This is a genomic window from Neorhizobium sp. 05N33, assembly GCF_056397445.1.
The window spans coordinates 378,172-402,117 of the sequence record NZ_JBFTNK010000002.1; the positions used below are offsets into that span (position 1 = coordinate 378,172).

The window sequence follows — 23,946 nt, forward strand, 5'->3', positions numbered from 1 at the left end:
TGGTTTATGAGTGGGACGCACGGCGAGCGCGACGTGCCAATGTGATCAAGATGATTTCGGCTCTGCTAGCCGGCGTGATCATTGCGGGGATACCCGCCTGGATCGTGACACAAGTTCTTTAGAAATCACCCGCCGCGCAACGGTCGGCACCTCATAGCTTTGAGGCTGCGACGAAAAAGGCACTGACCTGCTGAGGGGTGAAGCCCATGGCTTCGAAGCCCGCTTGCATCATCTGTTCATTCCGAACGAATGTGCCGCTGTACTCATAAGCAACCTGCGTGGCCCGGTCTTGCGTGGAAATCCAAGCATCTACTTGATCGAGAAGGCCAGCAGCGAGAAGCTGAAGCTTGAACTGGCGGGCAGTCACAGCGTCAGGGATAACCTCAACGGGCTCAACGGCTTGCCATTCGAACACGCCGCCGATATATCGCGGCTCACCCCCATCCGGCGGCGGCATCGGTACTTCCATAGTATCTTCCGGCCACGGATGCGCCGCCAGGAATTCGGCGGAAGGCGGTTCGACAACCATCCACGCGTTATTGGTGGATGGCGAGAAATAGCAGATTTCCGACATCATCTCAGCTCCCATACAATCTGCGCGACGTTCGTTCGATAGAATTGTCCATTCGGGATGATGACTGAGGTCGATGCGCGCGATGCACCGCCCGAATGGTCGTAGAGCTGATTGTACGTGCCGCCATCCGTTGAAACGGAAAATGTACCTGTGGTTCCGGCACCATACAGCAGGAAAACCAGGATAGGCTTGCCCGTGGTGTTCTGCCGACCAACACCACCAGTCGTCGTGAACGTTTGATACGTCTGCCCGACGCCCAGCGTAGACACCACGTCAATCAAAGACCTGGGAGGTCCGTTCACGCCGGCGGTGCGAGTGAATGTCGCGATCGGTCGTTTCCGCGTGTAGCCGGTCGGCATCGTGGGCGCGGTCAACGAGAGAGAGATGAGCGCATCGGTGACGCCGGTATCTGGTCGCTGGATCTCGTGGATATAGTAGGTGTTGTTGCCGATCGTGCCGGTGTCCAACGCGCCTTGATTGTTTCCAACCGCCCACGAAGCATCGGAGCGTTTGGTGAGCGCGCTGGTGAGCTGCATGAGGTAGTATGGGCTGGTGTCCGCCGAGGCCGCGCCTATAGCGATATCGAAGTCATTCGTTGCGTCGCTGGCATTGGTGGTGACGGCAAGCCCGGTGAAATACCCTTGAAGCTGCGGGCCTCCGATAGATCCACCCAGCACCACGTTCGTAAGGTTGTAGCCGCCCATGTCGACGTCGCCGGACATCAGGCCACCGCTGGTCGACAGATCAGTGTGAAGCTTGAAAGCCGTGCCGTCGCAGATCAGGAGACCAAGCGTGCCGTTCTTGATGGTGACGGTCGCGACACCGTTAACGAGCTCTGCGAGATTCGGATCGATGATGAGGTCACCACCAGCCGCTTTGACCATCACGTTCCAGTTGGCGCCAAGCGTGGCCGCCGGGTCGAGCGTCAGTGTCGGGGTGGCGCCGGTGAACCATAGAAGCGCACCGTTATCGGTAACCAGGCCCTTATAGTTGCCGGTCTTCACCGAATAGCGAAAAGAAACCTGATCGAGCTGGCCCTTGTTGACGGCGTCGGTCGCGGCTGTGCCGGCGGCCATGCCTGTGATTTTCTTTGAGCCCATTTTGAGATCGCCACTCATCGGGGCAACGCCCGAGCGCAAGATGACGCTGCTGAGCGCGGCCTGGATGTCTTCCAGTGGCGGGTTGTGCTGAACAGGCAGGACCGTATCGCCGTTCTCGACGAAATAGCTCCCAGGCAGCGTGTAGTTGCCGTTGCTATCATAGGGCATTCAGGATCTCCAAGCGGAAGCAGCCCCGCGATTGCGAGGCGCTTTAACGATATTGGCGGTTCGGATTCGACTATTTCTCTGGTTGTGCGAAGATGTCCGTGAGCAATCAGGGGGACATCTTGAACATCGCAATTTCAACGCGGCTGGTCGTAGCCGCATCGCTTTCGCTTGCTTTGGCGGGCTGCTCGACCACTTCTCAGGAAGCCTTCAGACAAAATCCAAAAGGTGTTCCAAAGGTCGACATTTGTCGGACGCTCCTACAAACGCAGGACCCCAACTTCGCGCGCGAAATGGTAGCCGAACTGACCCGCAGAAACGTCAACCCATACGAATGCCCGAGCATGGTCCAGAAGCAGGATCAGGCAGGCGCGGCGCTGGCGGTGATTGCTGTTGGTGGCGCAGCGGTCGCATACTGCGCAAACCACAACTGCGGAGGGGGTGGCTACGGCGGGCCGAGGTATCCCGGCAACTGCTATTCCTACTATGATCGCGCAGCAGATGGCACTTTGTGCGGAAATCGCGCGGCGATGATCCGTCCGGGTGGGTATTGAACCAACGGTCGGCGCATTGAAGCAGGCGATTGCTCCTGTCGTCCTCTCCGGTGCTTCTGGACAAAATAGAAGTCTATCGCCATTGTGAGCGCATGCAGATCGATCATGACAAAAACGAGCTTTCTCACAGGGCGATCAAAATCGTTGCCTTGGTGGCGACTGCTTTGATTGTCGCAATCGCCATTCCTGTCGTCTTCAGTACCCGTTGGGCAGTTGAACAGCTGCCAACCGAGCTGACGATGCTTTTTGCTGGCGCCGTCCTCGCTGGTCCGATCTGCTTTTTTATCGGGCGCTGGGATGCTGCCCGCAATCAGCGCACCCCCAAAGACGGATAGGCCGACCGGCCGCCGCTCTGAAGGATCGCGTTAATCACGCCCAATCTCTGCTGATCCAGGTGGTTCTCCTTGCCGCGTTTCATCAGCGCTTCAATGATCTCATCGCGCGCGTTCGCCTGAGCAACGCTTAAGCGCCCCACTTCCTCAGCAACTTTCCCGGTGTCCGCACTTGCTTTGGCCTGCGTGAGGGAGCGAATGATGCTGCGGGCTGCCTTCGTGCCAAGGCCGGTCAGCGTCGTGTCGCCCGGTATATCCTGCGCGTTCTCGATATCGTCGAGAAACTTTGTAAAACGGGTACCCATTGCCGTATCCGAACCACGCGTAACGCGATTGGCGGTGTCACCGAATACCGTCTCCCGATCGATGGCAGCGAGGGCGCGATCGGCGTTGTCTTGACCGAAGAGAAGCCCGAGCTTTTCCCGGTTCCAGTCACCCTCACCCCGAACGATGTTGCGCAACGCTGTGGTGTCGTTGGCCTTGGTGCCGATCGCCCGGTGTACCTCGCCAAGTGCGGCCTGCCGCATGCGGGTCGGGACGGCCGACGGGCCGACTTGCATGCCTTGGGGCTGCGCGCCCTGCACCAATGCCTCCTGAAGCTCGACTGGCCGCATTGCCGAAGCCTCATTGTTGAGGATCGGCCGGCCGGTCGCCAATGCCTCCCGCTGGCGGGCGAGTTCGGAGAAGCTGGCGTCCACCTCCTTGATGCGAGGAACAGACCGGGTGAGCGCGTCGTCGATCATCTGGCGCGCATCCGTGAGCGCGTTGATGACCTTCGGGTTCTGTTCCGTCGCCAATACACCATCGATCGCCTGGCGTGTTTGGAAGGCAACGGAAGGATCGCTGGTAACGCCCTCGCCGCCAAACTCGTTCAGCATGCCGCGGACGCGCTGAAGCTGGCGCTGTGCATCGCCGCGCAAGGTCGTGATCTGCCGATCAAGATCGTCGGTGATCGGGGTAAAATCGAAAGGCGACCGCTCGGCAAAGATCGGCGCATACTGTCGTCCAACCTGCTCCTGGCTCTGGCCGATTTCCCGATCAATGGCTGATGGGATCGGATCTGGGCCGAGGTTGGCCTCCACATCACCCCGGAGACGTGTATTCGCCGTCGCCGAGCGCTCGTTCAGCGGATCGACGATCATGCCGCGTGTTCCGGGTCGGGCAGCAGCGCCACGGGCAACGCCCTGCCAGTCGGGCGAGACATCAGCGAGCATCGCATCCGGTCCAAGGCGATCAAGTTCAGTGCGATACCAGCCGACCTGTTCAGGATCTGCAAGTTCCTTAGTAACGTAGTTGCGTCCCTCACGCGTCATCGACGAGAGCGCATCATCACTTTCACCGATCAGGCCTCTGGCCGCGGCTTTGACCCCCGCGTTCACGCCGGCTGCGACGGGCATCATGACAAGGCCAGTGCCGGCACCAGTTACAGACTCCAAGCCGGCCTGTCTGAGACGATTGGCAACTCCGTCTTCGCCTGCACCGAAGCCTTGGACGAAACCTGTGCTGCCTCCCGCGCCAACAGCAGCCGCCACTTTTGCAGGCAAAGACCGGCCGCCATTGCCGAGCACCATATTCCCAATGACTGGGGCCGCTTTCACGAGACCTATGCCCGAGCCTACGCCGCCGGCAATTTTCAACCCGGTAGACGCAATGGGGTGCTGAGCGTCGAAAGCGTCATCCTTGCCGCGCTGGATATCGAGCGCCTGATTATATCGCTCGCCCCAGGTGTCACCGGGGAGCTTCTTAAAGCTGTCCGGCAACAGCGGGTCGACGATCGGCGCCAGGGTGGCATTGGTCGCGGCGTTGGCCTCATCCAGATACGATCCGACACCCAAGACCCCGCGGCCAAGAGATCTCGCGACATTGTCGACGCTCCATGCTCCGGGGTCATTGTCCTTGCCCGCCGCCCCCCCGTTCGACTGCAGTTTCTTCACGGCAACGGAAAGCGACGCCTCGTCCGGCGCTTCGATTTCAAATGTCTGTCCGTTGAGATCGACTTCATAGGTTGGCATCAGTCAGCCTTCTTTCTGATACGAACACCGGGCCCCAGGTCTGGCCGGTCCTGAAAGCCTTCATTCGGCGTTGGGCCAGACGGGATCTTGAAGTCAGCGAGCGGGTTGGCCAGAGCCTGGATCTGGCGGCGCCCCTCGGCGGGATTGATTTCGCGATTGGCGACCCGATCGGCGATTTCACCCATCTGCTGTTCATACTGCGCAATCCCGCGCATGGTCTGGAAGATAAGCTGGTTGCCGCCTGGCTGGTTGATGATGCGAGGAAGAGATGCCCGAAACATCTTGATATCGCCGTCGGACATCGTGCCGGAACCGGGCAGGCGCTGTTCCGGAACCATCTTTTCCAGCAGAGCGCTCGCGGCCTGGATATCGCTCAGGCCCTCGGTCGGGATGCCCCACTCGCCGGCCGCCTGCTTCAGTGCGCCTATTGCACCCTGCGGAGCATTCGACATCAAGCCTTCGAGACGATCGATCCGTGCGAGTTTGCCTCTGGCCTCCATGCCCGACTGGGAAAGCGTGCTGAAGGTTTCGGCGTTCTTCTTGTCCAGTTCCTTGTAAAAGCTGTCCCCCTCACCGACGGTGACGTTGGTTGACGACGAGCCCGCCTTTTTGACGGCCTGCTGGTAATCAAGCCGGCCGATCGGCGTCCGCCCAGCCGCCCGTTCGTCAGCGGCGTAGGCGTCATATTCCTTGATGTCTGGCGTCAGTCGGTTGTTTTCGCGATCGGCATTGAACTTCTCGCGATCAAGGGCGAGCTTGTCGCTACCGCTCTGTTTCTCGTAGCCGAATTTCTCCTTGTCCATGTCGATGCGCGCCTGTTCGGCCGGCGAGATCTTCGGGTTGGCGAGCTGATCTGCCTGAATCGTTTTGAGACGCAGATCGGCCTGGTAACCGGGATCGGCCTGCTTCAATCGCTGCTCAAGGATCGCCTGGTTGCGCGCCTGCTGCTGCTGAAGGAGTAGGGTCGCGATACCGCGGGTTCTCTGGCTTACGCGCGGATCGCCGAGCACCTGCAGGATCTCCGGGGGAATAGGTGCTCCATTCGGCGCAGTAACAGCGGGCGGGGCCGCCTGAGCGACCTGGACGGGAGGAACCGAAGCCACGGCTGGCGCTGGCGCAATATCCCGGCTCGGCAGCGGTGGAAGCACTGCGTCGGCCTGTTCAGGCTGAGACGCGGCGGCTGGCGGCCGATAGTTGGGGGCGGAAATCACGGGATCAACATAGCCCGACGCAGGTGCTTGTCGTTCGATTGCGGCAGCGGCCGGCGCCATGCCTGCGGACGGGTCTAGGCTCGCCACCTCGTTGCCGCCCTGGAATTTCGGCAGATATGCATTCACGTAGCTGCGGCGGCGGGCGGCTTCGCCCCCCGGTCGATCATATCCGGCAAACTTCCAGGCATTCGCCATCAGGCCGGCTGCTTCGTCCGGTGATTGGGCGGCGTTCAGCTTGGCGATAAGCCGCGGATCTTCCTTCAGAAAGAACTCCGCCTGCGTCTGTGGGCTGATCGCTCCCGGCTTCTCGCCCTTCGAGGCAGCGTAGTTGTAAAGGTTCTGCAGCCGCTCCGCGCGCCAGGACATGACGCCACCCGCCGTCCCGCCCTGCCCGTTCTCGCTGGGATCAGACCAGGAGCGATTTGCATTCTTCGGAGACCATCCGCTCTCCGCCTTGCCAGTCGCGGCAACGGCAGCCAGGCCATAGGGGTTGCTGAGACCGCCTGCCTTCACTGTATCGATGAACGGCGAGTAGATGTCATTGTCGGCAACATCAATCGACGGATCGGTAGCCTTGATTTCACTGGCAATGCCGGAGCCGGGAAGCGTGACCGCCGCACCAGATGCCGATGGGGACGCTGCTGCACCGCCGCCGTTCATAAGGCCGACGATATTGTTGAACGCCGCGGCATCGTAAGCTTTGTTCTCGTTCTCTGCCCGGGCCAGCCGACCGCGGCGGAACGAGCCTGCTGCAGCGTTAGCAACACGTGCCAAGCCTTCGTAGGCGCTGCCGACAGGTGACGTATCGACCCCACGCTGCAGGAGTGCGTCCTCGATCTCGCGCTGCTTGGCAATCTGTTCAGGCGTGAGCTGCGCCCCGCCCTCGCCCCAGACGAATGCTTTCGAAATTGCCATCTATCAAGCTCCGAAGCTGAACATGCCGAACGGCGCGGAAAGCAGACCAAAAAGCCCGCCCATTTTCGATTGGGCCGCCGCGGTGTCTGATTTGTATTTGTCGGAGACCATCCCCGCATAATCGACGCCGCCCACGCTTGCCTGTGGGGTGTTGACGAACTGGGGGCTCTGGACCTGAGAGCCGGAAAGGAGCGCGCCGATTTCCTGCAATGGCTGGTTTCGCTCGGCATACGCTTCGCTCATGGCCTGAGAGCGTCCGGTTAGAAAGAGGTTGTTGTAGGCGTCGTTCCGGCCCTGGCTGAAATCCCCCATGGCCGATTTCCAGGCCTCGGAGCCCTCCTGGATCCCCTGATTGGCAAGCCTGGTGCGAAGCGCCTCCTCCTGCTTCGCAAACTGCGGATCGAGGCGAGCAGAACCGAGTTCAGCAAGACGAGCTTCCGCCTCACTGGTGTCGGCCTTGAATGGCTTCGAGAGGTAATCCTTGAGGAAGTCGCTCTGCTGGTTGGCGATGGTGCCGAGGTTGAGGCTGGCGCTGTCCGTCTGGTCCTTGATCGCCTGTTGCGCTGCCGAAAGAGTGGTCGTCGCCGTGTACTTTGGAATAGGGACGGTCTGGCCTTGGGAGTTGACGAATGAGTTCGTCCCATTCGCGGTATAGGTGAGCGAACCGTCCGGGCCGACCTGGTCGATCATGTTTGTCAGCTGCTGCGCCTGGGCAGTGTCGACATTCATGCCGGCCTGGGCGGCGGCTGTCTCTTTCGGGTCGGGAGCCTTGGGAGTGCTGACCATCAATACTTCCAATCGTCTTTGAGAATGCCGACGAGAATTGCGTCTCTGTCCCGGCCGAAATGATTGCGGATGAGCCCTTCGATTTCGCCGCCGAGCTTTTCAGCGATCCGGACCACGCGGGGCTGTTCAGTGATGACGGTCATTCGCTCGCACGCGAGTTGGCGGAAGACGTATTCGCCGACGCTCGTCACGAACTCCCGCGAGAAGCCTCGACCAGCCACGCTGACGTGAATGTCGGCGCCCTCAAACACGTTGAAGATAACCCCGCCAACGACCTCCCCGTCCCGCTCAATGCCCATTGCTGTGAACGGCGGCACGAAAGCCCTCTCGACAAGCCGCGAGACGAAAACTGCGACGCGAGCATCCGTGACGATGTTCATGCGACGATGTCCGTTTCCTCGTAGGTGAGGTCGATGCGGACGATCTCGGTGTCGAGCGGGATGGACGAGCCGCTGGTGATCCGCGCGCAAGGGGCGATAGCGCATCCCTCCCCTGGTACGGATTCCCAATCCTGCTGTATCTCCTTGACCCTACCCTCGCCCCAGACGCTCTGCCCCCAGACCGCGGCGCCCCACTCGTTCAGGGCCGGGATCAAGGGAGCGGACGGCGCCACCGGCAGATTGACGATATAATCGGCCTGTATCGTGAGCTGCACGTCGGTGCTGATCGCTGTTCTCAGAACAGCCCGCGCCATGCGGATGATCTTCTTCGACAGAGGATTGCCCATGTCCTCGAAGAGCGGAATATAGGTGGAGGTGTAGGGCATGCCCTGGTCGGTACCGCCGGTAAAACCTTCCACGATCTTCCCGTTTTTCGACCCGAAGAAGAGCCGGCCGTTGAAGACCTCCAGACAGTTACCGTCCCATGCTGTCCAGTTCGACCACGCGCCGGTCCGAGTATTGACGACGAACATCTGCGGGGCGGTACCCGTCAGCGTCGGAAGCGCGATCACCGCAATCTGTTTCTCCGGCCAGATTTCGCAGCACCACGGGGCGCTATCCCGCTCAGCTACGGTCGAATTCCAGGCCGTTTCGATGTTGTAGGAGATGGCGGTAGACGAAAGAGCCGCATAGTCCCGCTGCATTGCCTGTGAAAGCGGAACCACGCCGATCGACGTTGAAATGATCAGATCACCGCCGCCGCGGAAGAAAGCCTTGGCGCCAAGCGGCTTTCCGATCCGGTAAACGCCGATCTTCTGCCAGGTATCAGCATCCCCTGGATTTGCACCGGCAAATACCGCGACTTCGCCCTCGGTCGTGACGAACGCGCAATACTCGTTCGGGCCGTCGCCGCTCTCGATCGACCAGGAGGAACCGAAGAGAAGCGATCCGCCGCGATTGAACACACCCGCCAACGGCAGCTTCACAAGCTCGCCGCCCATGACGTTCACGGGCAGATACCATGCATCCATGCTGTCCTTCTGGATGAAGAACAGGCGGTTCTTGTAGGTCCAGACGCGCGCCATCTGGTTTGCTGTCACAGTCACGCCGACGGCAAAGGTCAAAGCGGGCGTGGTCGAGAAGGTCGAACCGTCATAGACGAACGGCGTGTCGCTGCCGTTGACGCCACGAAGGAAGGCCTGCCCGTTCGTATTCACGAACTGGACGACGCTCCAATCCCCACTGGTCAGGCCGGTGAGCTTGTTCGTCGGCGCGCTGGTGATGTCCGCGATCTCGTTCTCGTTCGCGGCGAACAGCGCCTGCAGATTGCCGCTCTTGTAGGAGAACAGTGACAGTACCGGCTTGGCGGTGGTCGGCATGGTCGAGAATATGTCGTTGCCGCGGCGCATCTCGCCGCCGGTCGCAGTGGGCAGGATGTTCTCGTAGACCCATGCCCCCTGCGGCGCATTCGGATCAGGCCTTGCGATGTTCTGGTTTGCGATCCAGCCGGCGACTGCCGCTGGAAAACTCTTGGGACGGACGCGACGGGGCTTTACCTTTGGTGCGGGCTTTCTCATGGGATGATCGTCCCGGGGAATGCGAGGTCTGCATCGATCGAAGTGCGGCGCGTTCCGACCGACAGGATGCGCCTGCCCTTGTCCGCGCCGCCGATCTGCGCCAATGCACGTTCGTAATTTGCCATGGATTCCGAATATTCGAGGCCCTTCATCTCTTTCCAGCGCCAGATGAGCGCCAGGGTTAGAAGGCGTTCGTCGAGCTTGAAGACATCGTCATCGGCGCTGATCACCGTTTTGCCGTCACCCGCAGCGCTTTTCGCGATCTCGCTGGTGATGAAATAGTACTGGGCCTTCTCGCTCGGCCCCATCGGCGGGAAAATCTGCATCTTCTTGTCGAGGACGATCCAAAAGCCAGGCGTACCAGCCGAAAGATAGGTCTGCAGGTTGATCCAGTGGTCGCGGTCGCGCGCCGGCCGATATCCCGACTGCTGCCAGGTCGCCGAATGGATATTGCCCTTCACCGGCATGCGGTCGTATGCAGCCGGGAAGTCGAATGCAGTGGTCGTTCCGTCGCCCTGATGCTCGGCCAGAACCATAAGCGCCTGCCATTCGAAAGCCTTGGCGATATCGACGGCCGCTTCCTGGACGAGATCAGAAAGCTCCAGCTCGAAAGCCTTCTGCGAACTGAAAATCGTCGTGGGTTTGCGACCGACGAGCCGGATGGCCGCTGACTGGCAGGCACTCAGGATGGTCATGGATCAGCTCTTGGCTTTCGCGGCGGCAATCTTGTCGTTGAGCTCCTTAGCCTTCTCGGCAAGGGTCTCTCTGCCCCAACGGCCATCGATCTCGTAGCCGGGCTCGGCATCGACGATCCAGGCTGCCAGATCTTCGGCGTCCCAATCGCTGAACGGGTTCTCGGTTTCGGCTGGCTTGTCGGCTTCATCACCGCCAGAGCCGTCTGCCTCGGCGGCCTCTTCAGCTACCTTTTCGGTCTTCTTCGGGGTGCTGCCCTTCTTCGGGGTGTTCGACTTGCCTTCGAGCTCTGCCAAGCGCTTCTTCAGCCTGGCGTTCTCGGCCGCGATCGACATGGCGTCGTTTTGGCGGGTGGCGCTGTCGAGATAGAGCTGCGCCTGTGTCTTGAGCTCCCGCCCATTCATGCCGAGCATCTTCAGCGGGTTGCCATCGAGAGCAGCCAGCGCTTCGGCTGTGTGGATGTTCAGCGCCTTCAGTTCGAGGCGCTTGCCCTGGGTCAGGAATGCCAGCTCTTCGAGCGGCGTCCCGTGCGCGGCCTGGGCCTCGCCGTTCTTGAACCGCATGTACTGCTCATTGAACTTCTGCGCATAGGTGATCCGGGTCCGCTCCTGCGTCAGCGGATCGTCGGCCCATTCGCACATTTCATGCGCGGGGAAGACGCCGACAGTCTGCTTGTTGCCAGAGAACCGGATCTCGCAGACTTCCTGATCGTCATAGACCGGGCGGCCCTTCTTGCGAGTTTCGATGTCGTTCTGCGTGCTGAGCATCTTGAAGACCGGATAGGTCAGGGATGAATTGTTCTCGCTCATCGTCGAGACTCCTGTCTGAGAGGTTGCAAAGAAACAGGCGGAGCCGAAGCCCCGCCTTTCTCATGTCCTGCTGAATGGCCTTAGTCGGCTAGGGCGTCGTTGACGAACGGACGGCTGATCTCGAACTCGGCGAGGCCGGCGGAGGGCGTGCCGATCGCAGACGCACCCTTGGCGCCCTGGACGCGGTCACCGGCGACGACAGCATCGTCAACGGAACCGGCCGTAGCCGTAGCGTAGACGTTCGCATCGTCGACAAAACCGGCAAGCACCTTGCCGATCGCCTTGCCCTGGATCTGGTACCAGCCGAATTCGTTGGCGACGGTATCAGCCATGGCAATCGCCACCGGCCCGATCGCATTGGCAGCGAGCAGCGTGGTCGAGAAGTCGTCGGCATTGTAGGTGACCCACGAACCGCGCGTGGTGCTGGCGACACCCTTGAGGTAGATGAATTCGCCCGTGCCGTAGTCCGGGTCCTGGGCCGTCGCGATATCGCCAAGCCATGGACCGGGAGTGGACCGTCCGGCCGCTGTGGAGGCCGGAAGGTGAGAGGCGATCGGAGGATGCCCGAGGTTCACATTGTGGAAAACGAAAGCCATGAAGGTTCCTCCTTACGCGGCCGGGTTGGAGTCGTAGAGCTTCCACTGGAACAGCGGATTGGTCTGCGTGAGCTCGCCCATGAAGCCGATGTACTGGACGACGGCGTCCTGGTTGATCGGCATCAGTGCGCGGCCGATCTTGTTGAAGTTTCGTTCCGGGTGGTAGCGAAGGCGCAGGTTCTCGGTGTCGAGCCCGTAGGTCGTGTTCGCCGGCATGTTCGAGCCGATGCCACCTTCCTGGACGATTTCAGCCTGGCGACCGGCGCCGAAGTATTTCAGCGTCTGAAAGCCGAGCTTGCCAAGGCCCGTCTCGTCGTTGATGCGCTGGATCGCGATGGTGGCCGCGTCATAGGCAGCATAATGCTCCGGCGACATCAGCAGCAGATCGGCTGCCTTCTTGTTGCGGGAGCGCTGCGTCATGATGCGGTTCAGGAACGGCCGGACAGTCGTCGCGGTCACCTGGGTGCCGATATCCGTTGCGAACGAGTTCGCGTCGAATGCCGAGGTTCGCCAAATGGCATTCGTGCGGTCGATACCGCCGTAGACACCGGAGTTGACGACGGTTGGAACCGCCAGCTGCAGGCCGCCGAGCTCCTTGCCGCCGAAGCGGGTGCCGTTGCCATGTAGCGAAAGGTCGACTTCGTCTTCCAATTCGCTTTCGGCCGCCGAAATGTGGGCCTCCATCGCGTCCATGAGCTGATTTTCACCCTCGTTATTGAGGATTTCCTCGTTGCTCAGGGTGACGGCGACGGCGCACATCTTCGGCGTCCATTCGGCGTCGTTGAAGAGCTCCGCCGGCACCGGGTTCAGGAAGTCGAAGCCGTTATACCAGACGGCCGAACCGGTCTTGGCATAGAGCAGGCGTTCGCGGATACGAGGGCCGCTATAGGACTTCCAATTGCCCTTGCGCTTCAGGACCGCGAGAAGGGCTTTCGAGTTGGAGACCAGGTCCTGGTAACCCGAAGAACGGTCTTCGAGCGCCAGAGACAAAATCTCCTGGTTCTTTTCAACAGATGTTAGGGCCATACGCCCCTCCTTTTGGGAAAATGGATCAGCCGGCTTGAGCGAACGCGCGCTTCAGGCTGTCCTTGATCGAGGTGGAGGGCTCGCGGTGCGCCGGGTCTGAGCCAGCGGTGGGAGCGCCTGAGATGGACTTCTCGCCCTTGCGGGTCTGAACCGCGAGAGCTTCGGAGTTGGCGTCTGAGGCCTTTGCTGCGTCGGCGTCTGAGGCCGTTGCGGTAGTTGCAGTCTTGGAGTTCGGATCGGGATTGAGCCGTTCCGCAAGCTCGTAGGCTGCTTTCAAACGAGCCAGGGGTTCAAGGTCCTTGTCGACCTTGTCGCTCTTCAGGAAGAAGGCGACATCACCCATGAGGTCGTAGAAACGGGGGTTATCGGCGGCGAATGCTTCGACTTCCTTCGATGTCGCAGCGCTTTGCTGCTTCTGAAAGCCGTCGCTCACGCCGGAAATCTGCTGTTTGAGGCTGGCCACCTCGCGCTTTAGGTCGCTGATCGTGCCTTCCTGCTGGACCTGCACGTCCTCAGGCTTCATGCCGGCGATATGCGCTGCAAGCTTTCGGCTATTGATGCCGAAATGATCGCAGATCTTCTGGAAGCCTTCGACTGGATTGCGGGCAAAGGCCTGCTCGATCTCGACGACCTTGCCGAGAGACTCGCGAAGCTCATGGCCGTTCTTCTTGGCGATCTCGTCGAACTCGCGGATCGGCTCATACCGGTCGTGCGAGGATTTGTATTTGGCGATGCCTTCTTCCATCTCGCGATGGACCCGATGGACAGCCGCCTGCACCGTTTCCGGCACTTTCTCCCAGTCGGCCGTCGCCGCGACGTCTGACGAAAACCGCTTCGGCGCCTCATAGCGCGACTTCTGTGCCGCTTGCTGCTGATCGGTCGCGGCAACCTTGCCGGCCTGCTGTTGAGCGTCTGCCGCGGCGTCTTTCGCCTTGTACTGACCGCGCTCGTCGCGATTGTCGGCCGCCTGTTTGGTGGCGTCGGCCCTGGCGTCGTTCTTCGCCTGGTCCTTGGTATCCGGCTTTGCAGGATCAGAGGCTTTCGCGTCCGACTTGACCGGTTTGGCGCCTTCCGCCTTCTCCTGCTCGTTGACCTTCTCGCGCGCCTTGGCGATGGCCTCGCGGGCCGATGGCTTGGGAGCGTCTGCTTCCTTCTTCTCCGGCTCCGCTTTCGCCTGCGGCTGCGGATCGGTACGAACCGGGTTCGGGGTTTGAACAGCCTGTTCGGCGGATACAGGGGCGGGCTCAGCGGCAGCGGGTGCTGCGCCGGTATTGATGTCCGACATCTTCTATTCTCCGTCTGAGGGATTGCTTATTGAGGGGATGTGCGCTCGCCGCGGCTAAACCGGGCGGCGGCCTTCTCGACCGAATCCCGGATTGCCTTCCGGTCCGGCTTCGGCTTCTGACGTGGACGCAAGCGCGCCGGGTCATTGCCCACTTCGACAACCCCGGCCGCCTTGTAGGTCGCCCGGAGTTTGGACTTGCTGTCGTAGATCCTTCCGTCCAGCATCGACTGCACGCCGTTCAGGCCGTCCGAAATGTAGTTAGGCACCGGCAGGTCAGAGGCAGCGGGACTGCGCTCCGGCATGCAGTTATGCGGCCAGGCATCAACGTCGTGCCAGCCTCCGCAAACGCGGCACAGGCGCTCTCTCATTCCTCGGCTCCTACGGGTTCCATCGCGCGTTCGGTCATGCGCTGGGCGGCTTCGGCCGCGTGTATCTCCGCCGCCTGGCCCTGGGCGTCGATCTGGCCTCCGAGCTTGGCGACTTCCAGCCGTTTCTTCTCGACATCGAGGCGACCAAGCTCCATGTCCTGAGCGTGCTTCTCGGCCCGTAGCTGGCTTTCGACCTGGATGGCCTTCACCTTTTCGGACGCCTCATAACTGCGCATCTTGGCGTCGTGATCTGCGAGCTTGCCCTTGATGTCGGTGTCGCGCGCAAACGTGTCCTGCTTGATCTTGGCGTCCAGCGCCTTCGCCTGCATGTCGGCCTGAGCGGTCTTCTGCGCTGCGTCCCCCTCCGGGTTCGCCTGGGGTTGCGACGCGATCTGCTTCATCTGCTCGGCAAACTCGTCGATGACGGCATCGAGCTGGCGGCCGGCGCGGTACTGGCTGGCCACGTACTTCAGTGTTTCAGCCATCAGCGGCGCGATCTGGGGAACCTCCTTCACAGCCGGCACCGCCTGGGCAAGGATGCCGCCGACCGCGGCGGTGAATTCCGTAGCGCGCTTCTTCTGGGCGTTCTCGTCGGGGGTGATCGTCGAGTCCGTTTCGATGTCGAGCGTGAAGGGCCGAATCTTCTGCTCACGCAGCAGGCTCATCACCTTCTCGATCGTCACCGTCTCGTTCAACTGCTTGATCTGCTGCGCCAGCTGCTCGATCTGCCCTTGCGCCTGCTGCAGGATCTTCTGCGCGACCTCCGGCTTTTGCTGCGCCTGAGCTTGAATTTCAGGGTCGGACTGCGCTTCCTTGATCTGCGCCTCGATGCCCTTGATCTGCTTTTCGAGCGCGGCCACCTGCTTCTTGATGTCGGCGTCCTCGGCAATGTCGAGCTGAGACATTTCCAGCAGCGTCTTCTTCTGGAAGTTCTCCGCCATGATCTCGCAGGCGATGCGGGTGAGGTCGCGGGCCACCCGGACCATCTCGTCCTGCCGATCGCGGATGCGCACCGACCCGTACTGGGTTTTCAGCTCCTGGGCTCCGAGCGTTTCATTCGCATCGGTCGAGCCGCGCATGATGTCGCTGAGGCCGGTGATTTCGTAGACGTCCTGGATCAACTGGCGGCGCAGCGTGACCAACTGCACGATGACATTGCCGATGATCTCGATCGGAAGCCAGATGATCGGTTCGCTGGTGCCGAGATCACCGAATGCCGCCCAATTGGAGACGGGAACGAGGATCTGCCGATTGTCGAGTGACTTGATGGCCGCCTCGATCGCATCGCCGATATCGCTGGCGCCGGCCGGATAGAAGCCTTTGACCTTCACCGACTCCGCCAAGGCCGAGATCCGGCGGGTGAGCTCGTTGATTTCCTCCAGCTGGTCCTTGTACTGGACATAGTCCGGCACCGGCACGAGGCTGTTGCGCTGCGTGGTGCCATAAGCGGGCTTCGGGCATGGGAAGAAGCCTTCGAGCTTCAGATGCGGCTCGTCATCGTCGAGCAGAACCTCAACGCCTTCCGTGAACCAGACGACCCGATTGGCCGACTTCGACCAGAGTTCCCATACCCCGGCTTTCAGCTTGCCATCGGTATTGTCCTGCTCGTCGCGGCGGATCGCGAAGGCAGCATCCATGTAGGCTTTGCCCGATGTCTTCCTGAAACGCTTGCGCATTTCGGTCTTCGTCATCCAGGAGCGCTTGGCTGCCCAGTCGACTTCCTTCCACGTCCGGGCCGGATCGTGTGCGAAGTCCTTCCGGTTGGTGTGCTCGATGCAGAACCTCTCGACGAAGTTATTGTCCTTGCTCTTCGCCTCGTACCGCACCCATGAGCAGCCGCGGGATAGGATGGACAGGTCGTCGCGGACAGACCGCATGACGCCATCGAGATCCTCAAGCTCAAACCCGACCGTGGCGCAGCGCTCCAGCAGCTCGGATGCAACACGGGGAATAGGCTTGCGATCGGCACGAAACCGCGGAATGACCACCGGCACCGGCGGGCGGGAATAGATTGACGGTCCGAGAACCTGGATGTTCGCCCAGAAGATCGCAAACTCGCGGTCGCGTGCCGTATTCGCCAGGCGCTCCAGGTCGGCATAGCGCTTGTCGATATTGTCGGCGTGGTCACTGTAACTGCGATATCCGGCCTTCTCGTAGTCCTTGATGAGCTTGAGATAGCCTGCGGACTTCTTCAGCGGCTTCTTCGGGTCGAAGTCGTCGCCGTCCTCAACCGTCTGATCAACGTCATCCGTCATACGAACTTCCTCGGCGCCCTATCGGAGCGCGGACCAATGGCCATTCTGGAATAGTGAAGCTCAAGCCGACTGCTGAGCCACTTGTGATTATCGAACCCATGCTTGAAGCTGACGCGGCGGATCATCGGCTCCAAGTCGGTCGGATGAACGCACGGGAGTCCCTGAACCATCATTACCCTCGGCATCTCGCGGGCGAATGTTCTGGCGAACTGGATGATATCCACAGCCATCACACAGCAATCCTTGTTCCGGTTCGTTCGGTCGGGGGTGGCGGCAACGGAACGCCGCGCTTGGCCTTCGCCGTCGGCTCTTCCTGCACTGCCTTGATCCATGGGCGGGACATGCAGGCGTAACGGATCTCGTCCGCCGCATGGTCTTCCATGTCTGAATTGAGGTCTTCCGGCCGGTTCTCGTCGTGCTGCAGCGCCGGCACCGTGCGGATTGCGTGAACGCACGTCTCGAAGAAATACAGCATCGGGCGGCCGTCCTCGTCGCCGTCCAGCCGTGCTCTCATCTGGTCCCAGCCACCCATGGCGCCCCGGGCCGTGACACGCTTGTTGTCCGCCGGCCGGAAGGTGCAGCCGTTCTTGCCGGTTGTGCCTTCCCGCATGCGCTCTGCGATCGATGGGCCGCCATCCTGTGCGAATGCGGCCGGGTCGAGGACGCCATAGGTGATCGTATCGGCACCATCCCGCAAACGGACCTGAGCGCCGACATTCGCGGCGGTCATCTTCACACCCTTGTTCGGGATGAACTTGCCGTCCCGATCGGTGGCGACGCCGTAATACTCCTTGTACCGGATCATCGCGCCGCGCGGGATCAGGATGCCAGGTCCGGCAATGTAAGGCTCGCTCGCCACGGCATACCAGCCGAATGAGAACGGCTTGGCAGAGCCCCAGTCCCCCGCGCGGAACCGCAGCCAGTCTTTCGGGATCTGGAACGGGCGCAGCACATGCCGGTCCTTGCGGAAGTTGTCGAAGAACGCGCCGTCGATGATGTCCCAATCGCCGTATCGCATTGCCCGCACCAGGCTTTCCGAGCCCAGGCCGTGCAGTCGCGCGTCATAGCCAGGATCGTTCGCCGCCATGCTCGGATTGTCTTCGAGCCGTGCCGGGATGTACTGGCGCAGCATGCCACCTTCGGACTTGGTGGCGTAGTATGTCTGCATCGGGCGGACGCCATCGATGAAGGTCGCCTTGACGAACTGGTGGCCAATACCGCCCGGGTTGGCACCGCAGACGATGCGCGGGAACGTCTTGCGGTACTTCTCCGGCACCGTGATGCCGACCATTCGGACGCGGTTGCGCAGGAAGCGATAGATGACGTCGGTGAAGTGCGTCAGCTCGTCGATCAGCAGGACATGGATTTCCGCGCCCTGGTACTTGATGCGGTCCTTCTCGTCCTTGCAGTGGCAGAGATAGATCTTGCTGCCGTTCCAGAACCTGATCTCGTCCTCCACCATCGTGACGAAGCCGCAGTCGATCCAGCCGGCAAGCATCGAGCGAAAGCCATTCGGGCCTTCCACATGGTTCTTGACCAGGTCGTCCTTGATGCGGCGGAACAGATAGACCTGAAGCCCGGGGATCTCCGAGCACCAGGTAATCGCGGCAATACGCATGAGGTGGCTTTTACCGCCGCCCGCTGCCCCGCCGTACAGAATCTCTGTCGCCCTGCTCTCGAACGCTGCCATCTGCTTTGGATGGAGGTCGAAGCTCAGATGAGCGTCAGCCTGGTTTGCCATTGATCGTGATCTGAGGAACGAGCGTGAGCTTGCCGTCGACGTTGAGGTCCAACTTCTCGCCGTACTTCTTGGGTCGCAGCTTACCGGCCATCCACTTGCGGGCGTCAACCTGCAGACGGCGGTGCTCGATCATGTCGCCGGTCGTCACTTCGACGATGTTGCCTTCCTTGTCGGCCTTCGTCTTCTTGCCGATCATTGGCGTGTCGGCGATGTCCAGGATCTCGTCGAAAAGGGCATCAGCCTGAGTTTCGCGCGCGCGGGCGTACTGCTCCGAGAAAGCGTCGTTGGAAGCCAGCCACTTGAACACCGTCGACATGGCCGGCATGTCTTGATCGGTGCAAATCTTCCTGAGGCTTTCACCATTAGCTATGCGCTCGCAGAGCAGGTCGCCGATCGCCTCAGTGTAAGTTGATACGCCTCGCATGCATGGTCCTTTGGCATCAGAGACACGCCGACCTCAGGAAGTCCTGAGGCGCTTCTCGATCACGGTCTGAATTGTTGCCGGTCCCTGGCTCTCCCATGCGGCAAGCAGGTTCTCGATAAAGGCTTCGCCCAACTTGTTTCGGGAGCCCCCCCACAGACGTCCTGCCGGGTTGCCGGCTCGACCTGCGGCCCAAGGAGGCTGAGCCCGTGTTTCTTCGGTGCATTTTCACCGCCACCCATTTCCGAAGCTCCTAAATCTTGAACAAAAACAGCAGCCTGAACAGCCATTACACGATCGTAAAAAAATCCTTGATTTTACGATCGTGTAATGACAGTCTCGGTTGGCTGGCAGTCAAAAAAGTAAGACCAGCTGTCAAGAAGGAATCTGACATCATGTTGCATTTACTTATGAAGGGAGGCTCTGGCTTAGGAGGCAAAGCCGCAGCCAACACCTCGCACAATCCTCCAACGCCAGAGCGCGGGGATCTTGTCTCCGCGCTCGAAAAGTCCATGCATTCAGTCTTAGAACTGCTTTCAGCAACATCTGACGACGAGTTGGCTGATGAAGCGATGGTTCAACTTGGAGCTTCTGCTGGCAGCTTCATCGAGCCTCTCGGCCGGCACGAAGTCCAAGTCCTAGGCTGCGCACTTTACATGGAAAAACGTCAGCGTACACTTACGTATCACGATGTGCTGCGTGTCACGGATCAATTTTCCGGCAAGGCTATGAACCTTACGATGGTATACAAGACCATCGATAGACTCGTTTTGCGCGGGCTTCTGAACGAGGTCGAAGTGTCGGACACGGCTGGCAATAGATCGCGTTCATACCGAATTCACGGTCTTGGCCGTGAAGCATTCCGGCTGGCAATCTTGAATTCAAGACTCCTGGCCAGTTCGAAAAGCTTTGCCGCCGCATAGCCGGCGACGAAGCATCCAACGCGCGGGGTTAACAACGGAGGCATCAATGAACGTAACACTCAAAACTACAAGGGCATCGCCCGTAGGAAAGGATCCACCAATGGTGACCAGTATCACCCCCCATATCCGATCACTCGCTCGCCAAGTTTTCGATGATCCGGTCAAGCGTTTCCAATACTTATCTGCGCTTGATACGCATCTCGATTATCTTCGAAAGGGGGGTCGGGAGGGGGATGGAGAAGCCTTCCTGGAGGAAACCAAAGCGGATCTTGAGAAAGATGCCGCAGAGATCCTCAAGAACAAAAGCCGGGAACGTTTTCGGGTGATTTCCACCTTCATCGCCCCGGCTTTCGTCTCGATTATCACAAAGGTCGTAGTAGACCATATGCCATTCGGTTGAGTTTGGCCCTCTTCCGATGACAGCGGCGGGTGCGAATCCGCCGCTTTTTTTATACGACCAGTCCCTTAACATTATGTGACTAACATTGTTCCGGGCTGGAAGCCTCGTTTCATTAAGCACTTAATTAAGGGTTTTTCAAGTTAACCTTATTGCCACCCCCCTGCCCACCGATGGCTGAACAGCTTGCACGGTAGTCCAGAAAAAAAGCAACGTTTCGGAGGGGGTGCTCGGGCCGCGACCGACCCGGCAATGGAGCCGGCGAGTATTCCATCGTCCGCCAGACGCTCCTCAAATCGCGATGAGGAATATTTACCTTATCATAGGAAAACATTCAAGAGGCCTGCAGCTGCTTCCTCTCGAATTCCACAGGCGTCTTTCTTCCGAAAAGCTCTACCAAGGCAGCGATCCTACCGAGCCCGGTGACTTGCTTGACGACGGCGCTCAGACCAATGAAACAACCATCCACGACGCGGAGTTCGGCTCCAACGGGAAATTTTTCCTCAAGCTTCTGTAGACGATCCTTTTTGCTCTGGCGCATATCGTCAAAATCACCGTTGACCTCAGCGTTATAGATCTCCTGAATCTCAGCGGGAAGAATGGCAAGCGGACCGTCGCCGCCAAGGTAGCGAACGATGCAGTCTCGGATCACGTCTAACCGACCGCCACTCAGCGAGACAAAGACATAGCCTGGGAAGACCGCGAACTCTCTCACCTGGTACCGATGCGTTCGATGATTTTTCACCTCTCGCCGGCCATACGGCGCATAGGTCCGGATTTCAATTCCGTTGACACGGCAGATCCGTTCCATGTCGGCGATCACGTCGCGTTCTTCTCTTGAAACGATCTGGGCCACAAACCAGGGGTGGCGTCCGGCGTCGAATGCCTTCATGCCACTGTATCTCCGTCCCGACGCTCAAGCTCGTCGTTGACCATGTCGAGGAGGATGTCGATCTCATCCAGATCAGGGGATCTCCCAGCTTCGCCGGCGGCCTCGACCATAAGGCTGAGGGTTCCTAGGTCGCAGCTCGACAGCTCACGGAGTATCTGGCGGGAGAACTGCAGCACGGTCGTGGCGTAGACGAACGCCGCCTGCGCGCGGTCGAGGTCGGCAGGGATTGCCGAATAGATTTCGGCGACATCATGGACCAGCTTTGGCTGCCCGCGTTTCGGCGTTGGTTTGGCTGCCTTCATCGGCTTGCCACACCAATACGGCACCGGCTTCGGGCCACCAGGGAATTTGATAACTTCCGCCATGATTTCTCCGCTATCTCTCGTCTGAACCAAGGGTTTTGAAACTGTCCGGCACCGCCTCGAAGCGACGGTCGGCGCCAATGAACTGCAGGGAAACCGAGCCGGGCCGGCCGCACATCGGCTGGCGCCTGATCTTCTTCGATATGACGAAGGTGACCTCTTCCTCATAGTCGCGATAAACGACGATCCCGGCATCTGCTTTGTTGCGCCAGTGAGCGCTTCCCGCGAGGTCATACAGGCCCGGAATAGGCTCCTTGCCTTCGCCCTGGGCCTTGAGCTTCGTGGGATGGATAATCATCCAGATCGTGCAGCCGTGGAGCTTGGCGAACAGCTTGCACTTGGAGATGAGCTGCGAGATGAACTCGGTCTCGGTCAGCTTGTCAGGGCGAGAGGCCTCGATCTCGTTGTACGGATCGATGACGATGTTCGTCACGCCGTAGCGCAGAACCGCCGCTCGAGCTCGCTCCAGCAACCAGTCGATCGACGGCGTGTGGTCAACGGCTCCGAGCAGGAATATCCGCTCGTTCAGCCAAGCCATGGCCGTCATCATTTCCGCTTCCGACATGCGCGGCGTTGGCCCTTCGAAAAATGGTTGCCCGCACCAGATCTCGCAGAGATCGGCAATGTGGTTTGCCTCGCCCGTCTCAGGCGAGAAGAACCCCCACTTTTCGTTGCGCAACCTGGCCGTCTGCACCGCTACCTGATCGACCCAACGGGACTTGCCATGGTTCGGAATGCCGGTGACGGCGATGAACTGGCCAGGGATGTACCTGAACGCCTTGTCCATCTCCGCGAAGCCAGTCGACAGTGGCTTTGGTCCATTGCCGTTGTAGAGATCGTGCACGTCGAGCGCGAAGTCTTCGATGTCATGGAGGCCTTCGATCGGCCATGGTTCGGCGTTCTGGACGCACGCCCTTAGCGCTTCGGCGCCATGCTGAACGAGGCATTCGTTTGCGTCCTTGCAGCCGGCCGGCATCCTGACCCGATAGCTTCGGTCCTTGCCGACCCGTCTCGCGATTTCCTGCGCCAGCGTCTCGCCAGGACCATCCATGTCCGAAGCGATCAGCACGCGCCGAACCTTCAGGATCAGCTCCCAGTGCGTCCCGAAAGGCTCATAGCGCTTCTCGCTCGTCTCCGGTCCTGATGGCGCTCCGTTCGGCAGCGAGACGATGTGATGAAAGCCGGCTTCAGCCATCGACATCACGTCGATCTCGCCTTCGCAGATGATCAAGTCCTCTCCGGCGCCGATGGTATCGGCGTTGAAGAAAACCGGTTCCGGCTCCTTTTCCTGCCGAAACATCTTGTTCGCAGTCCGGTACTTTACGTTTCGGAGCTCGCCGTCCCACTCATACGGGAAGGCGATGCAGTCCTCCTCTTTCTCGCTCTGCGGAAACCATTGGCGGCTTTTGTAGATGCCGAACCCGGTTACCGTGTCGCGAGATATCCCCCGCTTCTCGAACCAGGCATGAAGGGTATCAGGCCGTTGCGGCGCGGCTTCACGCTGCGGCTTTCGATAGGTCCGGCGCTCGCGGACTGGCCGATAATCCTGTCCGCCGGCACCGCCCGTGAAGTTGCAGTGGTGGCAGTTCCAAACTGCGCTTCCATCCGCTTTGACCGTCACCGAAAGGCAGGGATCGTTCTTCTTCCGCCTCGAAGATGAGCAGTTCGGGCATAGCGTCTTGTGGTTTCCCGGCTTTACGTCACGCAGCCGGATATGATGTTCAGCAAGGGCGGCGAAGGTGTCAGTCATGGTCACATCCGCCCAAAGAGGCGCGCCTTCTCAGTCGCGGCCGTTTTGATCTTCGGCATCGGCGCTTCGATCTTGTCACTGTACCAATTCCGCCAGGTCGCCAGCCAATCGAGCTTGGCGCCGCTCCTAGTCGACAACGACCAGTTTTTCATCCGCTCGGCTTCCGACAGTGCGGTGATCCGCGGCATGCCTTTTCCGACTGCCTCGTCAATCCACTCCGGCGGAGGGGTCCAGTCAGCAGCGAGGCGAGAAGCGCGCTTTTTGGAAGAACCGCTAGGTTCTTCTTTTACTTCTAGGTTGCTGGTTGGTGGTTGGTGGTTGGTGGTTAGGTTTTGCGGAAAAGAACCCGTAGCTTTGTCGGGTTGTTGATTTTCCTCGGCTTTTCGATTCGGTCGACCACCCTTCGAACCACGTTCGGACGCACTTTGAATGCGGTTCAGGGACTTTTCGACTTCACTTTGGGCACGGTTCTGGCACAGTTTGCCATCACTTTGGACACGGATCTTGCCCTTGCCGATGAGCTTTTCTATCAGTCGCTTGATGTCCGCAGGACGGACACAGCATAGCATGGCGAGCCGGCGCGGGTCGTTTTCGATCGGCCCGCCTTCGGACATGATCAGGCTGCAAACCATCCAATAAGCCCCCTGCTCTTCAGCATTAAGCGAGCCGGCGACACCAGCAATGTATTCGTCAAAGTAGAAATCGACATGTCTCGCCTTCCCCTTCGTCATACGTGACGTCCTGGGGAGCTTGTCTTGTGCGCGGGGAAGACGGACACGTTTCCGCCTGCAATGCGCCGATCTGGCAATCGCCGACCTTCCG

General features: G+C 60.0%; 24 protein-coding genes. 4 read left to right on the plus strand and 20 right to left on the minus strand.

What is annotated here, in order from left to right; translation table 11 throughout:
• Positions 1 to 151: 151 nt before the first annotated feature.
• Both AC1DLT_RS06150 and AC1DLT_RS06155 read right to left on the minus strand, forming a co-directional pair.
• The gene (locus tag AC1DLT_RS06150) at positions 152 to 577 is read right to left on the minus strand and encodes a hypothetical protein (protein WP_477486186.1); all 426 of its coding nucleotides are present in this window, start codon (positions 575 to 577) and stop codon (positions 152 to 154) included.
• On the minus strand, positions 574 to 1,842 hold the full coding sequence (locus tag AC1DLT_RS06155; protein WP_477486187.1) for a hypothetical protein: 1,269 nt from the start codon (positions 1,840 to 1,842) through the stop codon (positions 574 to 576). Before AC1DLT_RS06155 ends, AC1DLT_RS06150 begins: the two co-directional genes overlap by 4 nt.
• A gap of 119 nt (positions 1,843 to 1,961) precedes the next feature.
• Here AC1DLT_RS06155 and AC1DLT_RS06160 point away from each other — a divergent pair, with 119 nt between their 5' ends.
• Entirely contained in the window at positions 1,962 to 2,393 is a 432-nt protein-coding gene (locus AC1DLT_RS06160; protein WP_477486188.1) for a hypothetical protein, read from the plus strand.
• Positions 2,394 to 2,485: 92 nt separating this feature from the next.
• Positions 2,486 to 2,728, plus strand: a complete 243-nt coding sequence (locus AC1DLT_RS06165) for a hypothetical protein (RefSeq protein WP_477486189.1) — start codon at positions 2,486 to 2,488, stop codon at positions 2,726 to 2,728.
• Here the strand turns inward: AC1DLT_RS06165 and AC1DLT_RS06170 are convergent.
• The 14 genes from AC1DLT_RS06170 to AC1DLT_RS06235 form a co-directional block, all read right to left on the minus strand.
• Positions 2,704 to 4,737: a hypothetical protein gene (locus tag AC1DLT_RS06170; RefSeq protein WP_477486190.1), complete on the minus strand. Its 2,034-nt coding sequence runs from the start codon at positions 4,735 to 4,737 to the stop codon at positions 2,704 to 2,706. The genes AC1DLT_RS06165 and AC1DLT_RS06170 overlap by 25 nt on opposite strands.
• Complete coding sequence (locus AC1DLT_RS06175) at positions 4,737 to 6,863, minus strand: phage tail tip lysozyme (protein ID WP_477486191.1); 2,127 nt, start codon at positions 6,861 to 6,863, stop codon at positions 4,737 to 4,739. Before AC1DLT_RS06175 ends, AC1DLT_RS06170 begins: the two co-directional genes overlap by 1 nt.
• 3 nt (positions 6,864 to 6,866) lie before the next feature.
• A complete protein-coding gene (locus AC1DLT_RS06180) occupies positions 6,867 to 7,649 on the minus strand; it encodes a tail fiber domain-containing protein (RefSeq protein ID WP_477486192.1) in 783 nt (260 codons plus the stop codon).
• A complete protein-coding gene (locus AC1DLT_RS06185; RefSeq protein WP_477486193.1) occupies positions 7,649 to 8,029 on the minus strand; it encodes a GNAT family N-acetyltransferase in 381 nt (126 codons plus the stop codon). Before AC1DLT_RS06185 ends, AC1DLT_RS06180 begins: the two co-directional genes overlap by 1 nt.
• Entirely contained in the window at positions 8,026 to 9,606 is a 1,581-nt protein-coding gene (locus AC1DLT_RS06190) for a hypothetical protein (protein ID WP_477486194.1), read from the minus strand. Before AC1DLT_RS06190 ends, AC1DLT_RS06185 begins: the two co-directional genes overlap by 4 nt.
• On the minus strand, positions 9,603 to 10,301 hold the full coding sequence (locus tag AC1DLT_RS06195; RefSeq protein ID WP_477486195.1) for a phage adaptor protein: 699 nt from the start codon (positions 10,299 to 10,301) through the stop codon (positions 9,603 to 9,605). The genes AC1DLT_RS06190 and AC1DLT_RS06195 overlap by 4 nt, the downstream gene beginning before the upstream one ends.
• A gap of 3 nt (positions 10,302 to 10,304) precedes the next feature.
• Positions 10,305 to 11,108 carry a hypothetical protein gene (locus AC1DLT_RS06200; RefSeq protein WP_477486196.1) on the minus strand — a complete coding sequence of 268 codons (804 nt, stop codon included), beginning with the start codon at positions 11,106 to 11,108 and terminating at the stop codon, positions 10,305 to 10,307.
• Between the two features lie 80 nt (positions 11,109 to 11,188).
• Positions 11,189 to 11,704: a hypothetical protein gene (locus AC1DLT_RS06205; protein WP_477486197.1), complete on the minus strand. Its 516-nt coding sequence runs from the start codon at positions 11,702 to 11,704 to the stop codon at positions 11,189 to 11,191.
• Positions 11,705 to 11,716: 12 nt separating this feature from the next.
• Positions 11,717 to 12,730, minus strand: a complete 1,014-nt coding sequence (locus AC1DLT_RS06210) for a phage major capsid protein (protein ID WP_477486198.1) — start codon at positions 12,728 to 12,730, stop codon at positions 11,717 to 11,719.
• 25 nt (positions 12,731 to 12,755) lie between these two features.
• Entirely contained in the window at positions 12,756 to 14,015 is a 1,260-nt protein-coding gene (locus AC1DLT_RS06215; RefSeq protein ID WP_477486199.1) for a hypothetical protein, read from the minus strand.
• 26 nt (positions 14,016 to 14,041) lie between these two features.
• Positions 14,042 to 14,383: a hypothetical protein gene (locus AC1DLT_RS06220; protein ID WP_477486200.1), complete on the minus strand. Its 342-nt coding sequence runs from the start codon at positions 14,381 to 14,383 to the stop codon at positions 14,042 to 14,044.
• Positions 14,380 to 16,638 carry a hypothetical protein gene (locus AC1DLT_RS06225; RefSeq protein WP_477486201.1) on the minus strand — a complete coding sequence of 753 codons (2,259 nt, stop codon included), beginning with the start codon at positions 16,636 to 16,638 and terminating at the stop codon, positions 14,380 to 14,382. The genes AC1DLT_RS06220 and AC1DLT_RS06225 overlap by 4 nt, the downstream gene beginning before the upstream one ends.
• A gap of 229 nt (positions 16,639 to 16,867) precedes the next feature.
• Positions 16,868 to 18,379, minus strand: a complete 1,512-nt coding sequence (locus tag AC1DLT_RS06230; protein ID WP_477486202.1) for a terminase large subunit domain-containing protein — start codon at positions 18,377 to 18,379, stop codon at positions 16,868 to 16,870.
• A complete protein-coding gene (locus AC1DLT_RS06235; RefSeq protein ID WP_477486203.1) occupies positions 18,363 to 18,803 on the minus strand; it encodes a terminase small subunit-like protein in 441 nt (146 codons plus the stop codon). The genes AC1DLT_RS06230 and AC1DLT_RS06235 overlap by 17 nt, the downstream gene beginning before the upstream one ends.
• A 257-nt stretch (positions 18,804 to 19,060) precedes the next feature.
• Between AC1DLT_RS06235 and AC1DLT_RS06240 the strand changes: the two genes are divergently transcribed.
• Both AC1DLT_RS06240 and AC1DLT_RS06245 read left to right on the plus strand, forming a co-directional pair.
• Positions 19,061 to 19,723: a hypothetical protein gene (locus AC1DLT_RS06240; RefSeq protein ID WP_477486204.1), complete on the plus strand. Its 663-nt coding sequence runs from the start codon at positions 19,061 to 19,063 to the stop codon at positions 19,721 to 19,723.
• A 46-nt stretch (positions 19,724 to 19,769) separates the two neighbouring features.
• Positions 19,770 to 20,123, plus strand: a complete 354-nt coding sequence (locus AC1DLT_RS06245; protein ID WP_477486205.1) for a hypothetical protein — start codon at positions 19,770 to 19,772, stop codon at positions 20,121 to 20,123.
• Positions 20,124 to 20,454: 331 nt separating this feature from the next.
• Here AC1DLT_RS06245 and nusG read toward each other — a convergent pair whose 3' ends face one another.
• The 4 genes from nusG to AC1DLT_RS06265 are packed head-to-tail and all read right to left on the minus strand — an operon-like array spanning position 20,455 to position 23,855.
• Positions 20,455 to 21,012 (minus strand): transcription termination/antitermination protein NusG, encoded by a 558-nt coding sequence (gene nusG / locus AC1DLT_RS06250; protein ID WP_477486206.1) that lies wholly within the window; start codon positions 21,010 to 21,012, stop codon positions 20,455 to 20,457.
• Entirely contained in the window at positions 21,009 to 21,377 is a 369-nt protein-coding gene (locus tag AC1DLT_RS06255) for a hypothetical protein (RefSeq protein WP_477486207.1), read from the minus strand. The genes nusG and AC1DLT_RS06255 overlap by 4 nt, the downstream gene beginning before the upstream one ends.
• 10 nt (positions 21,378 to 21,387) lie before the next feature.
• Entirely contained in the window at positions 21,388 to 23,124 is a 1,737-nt protein-coding gene (locus AC1DLT_RS06260; RefSeq protein ID WP_477486208.1) for a bifunctional DNA primase/helicase, read from the minus strand.
• Positions 23,125 to 23,126: 2 nt separating this feature from the next.
• The gene (locus AC1DLT_RS06265) at positions 23,127 to 23,855 is read right to left on the minus strand and encodes a DUF1376 domain-containing protein (protein WP_477486209.1); all 729 of its coding nucleotides are present in this window, start codon (positions 23,853 to 23,855) and stop codon (positions 23,127 to 23,129) included.
• Between the last annotated feature and the right edge of the window lie 91 nt (positions 23,856 to 23,946).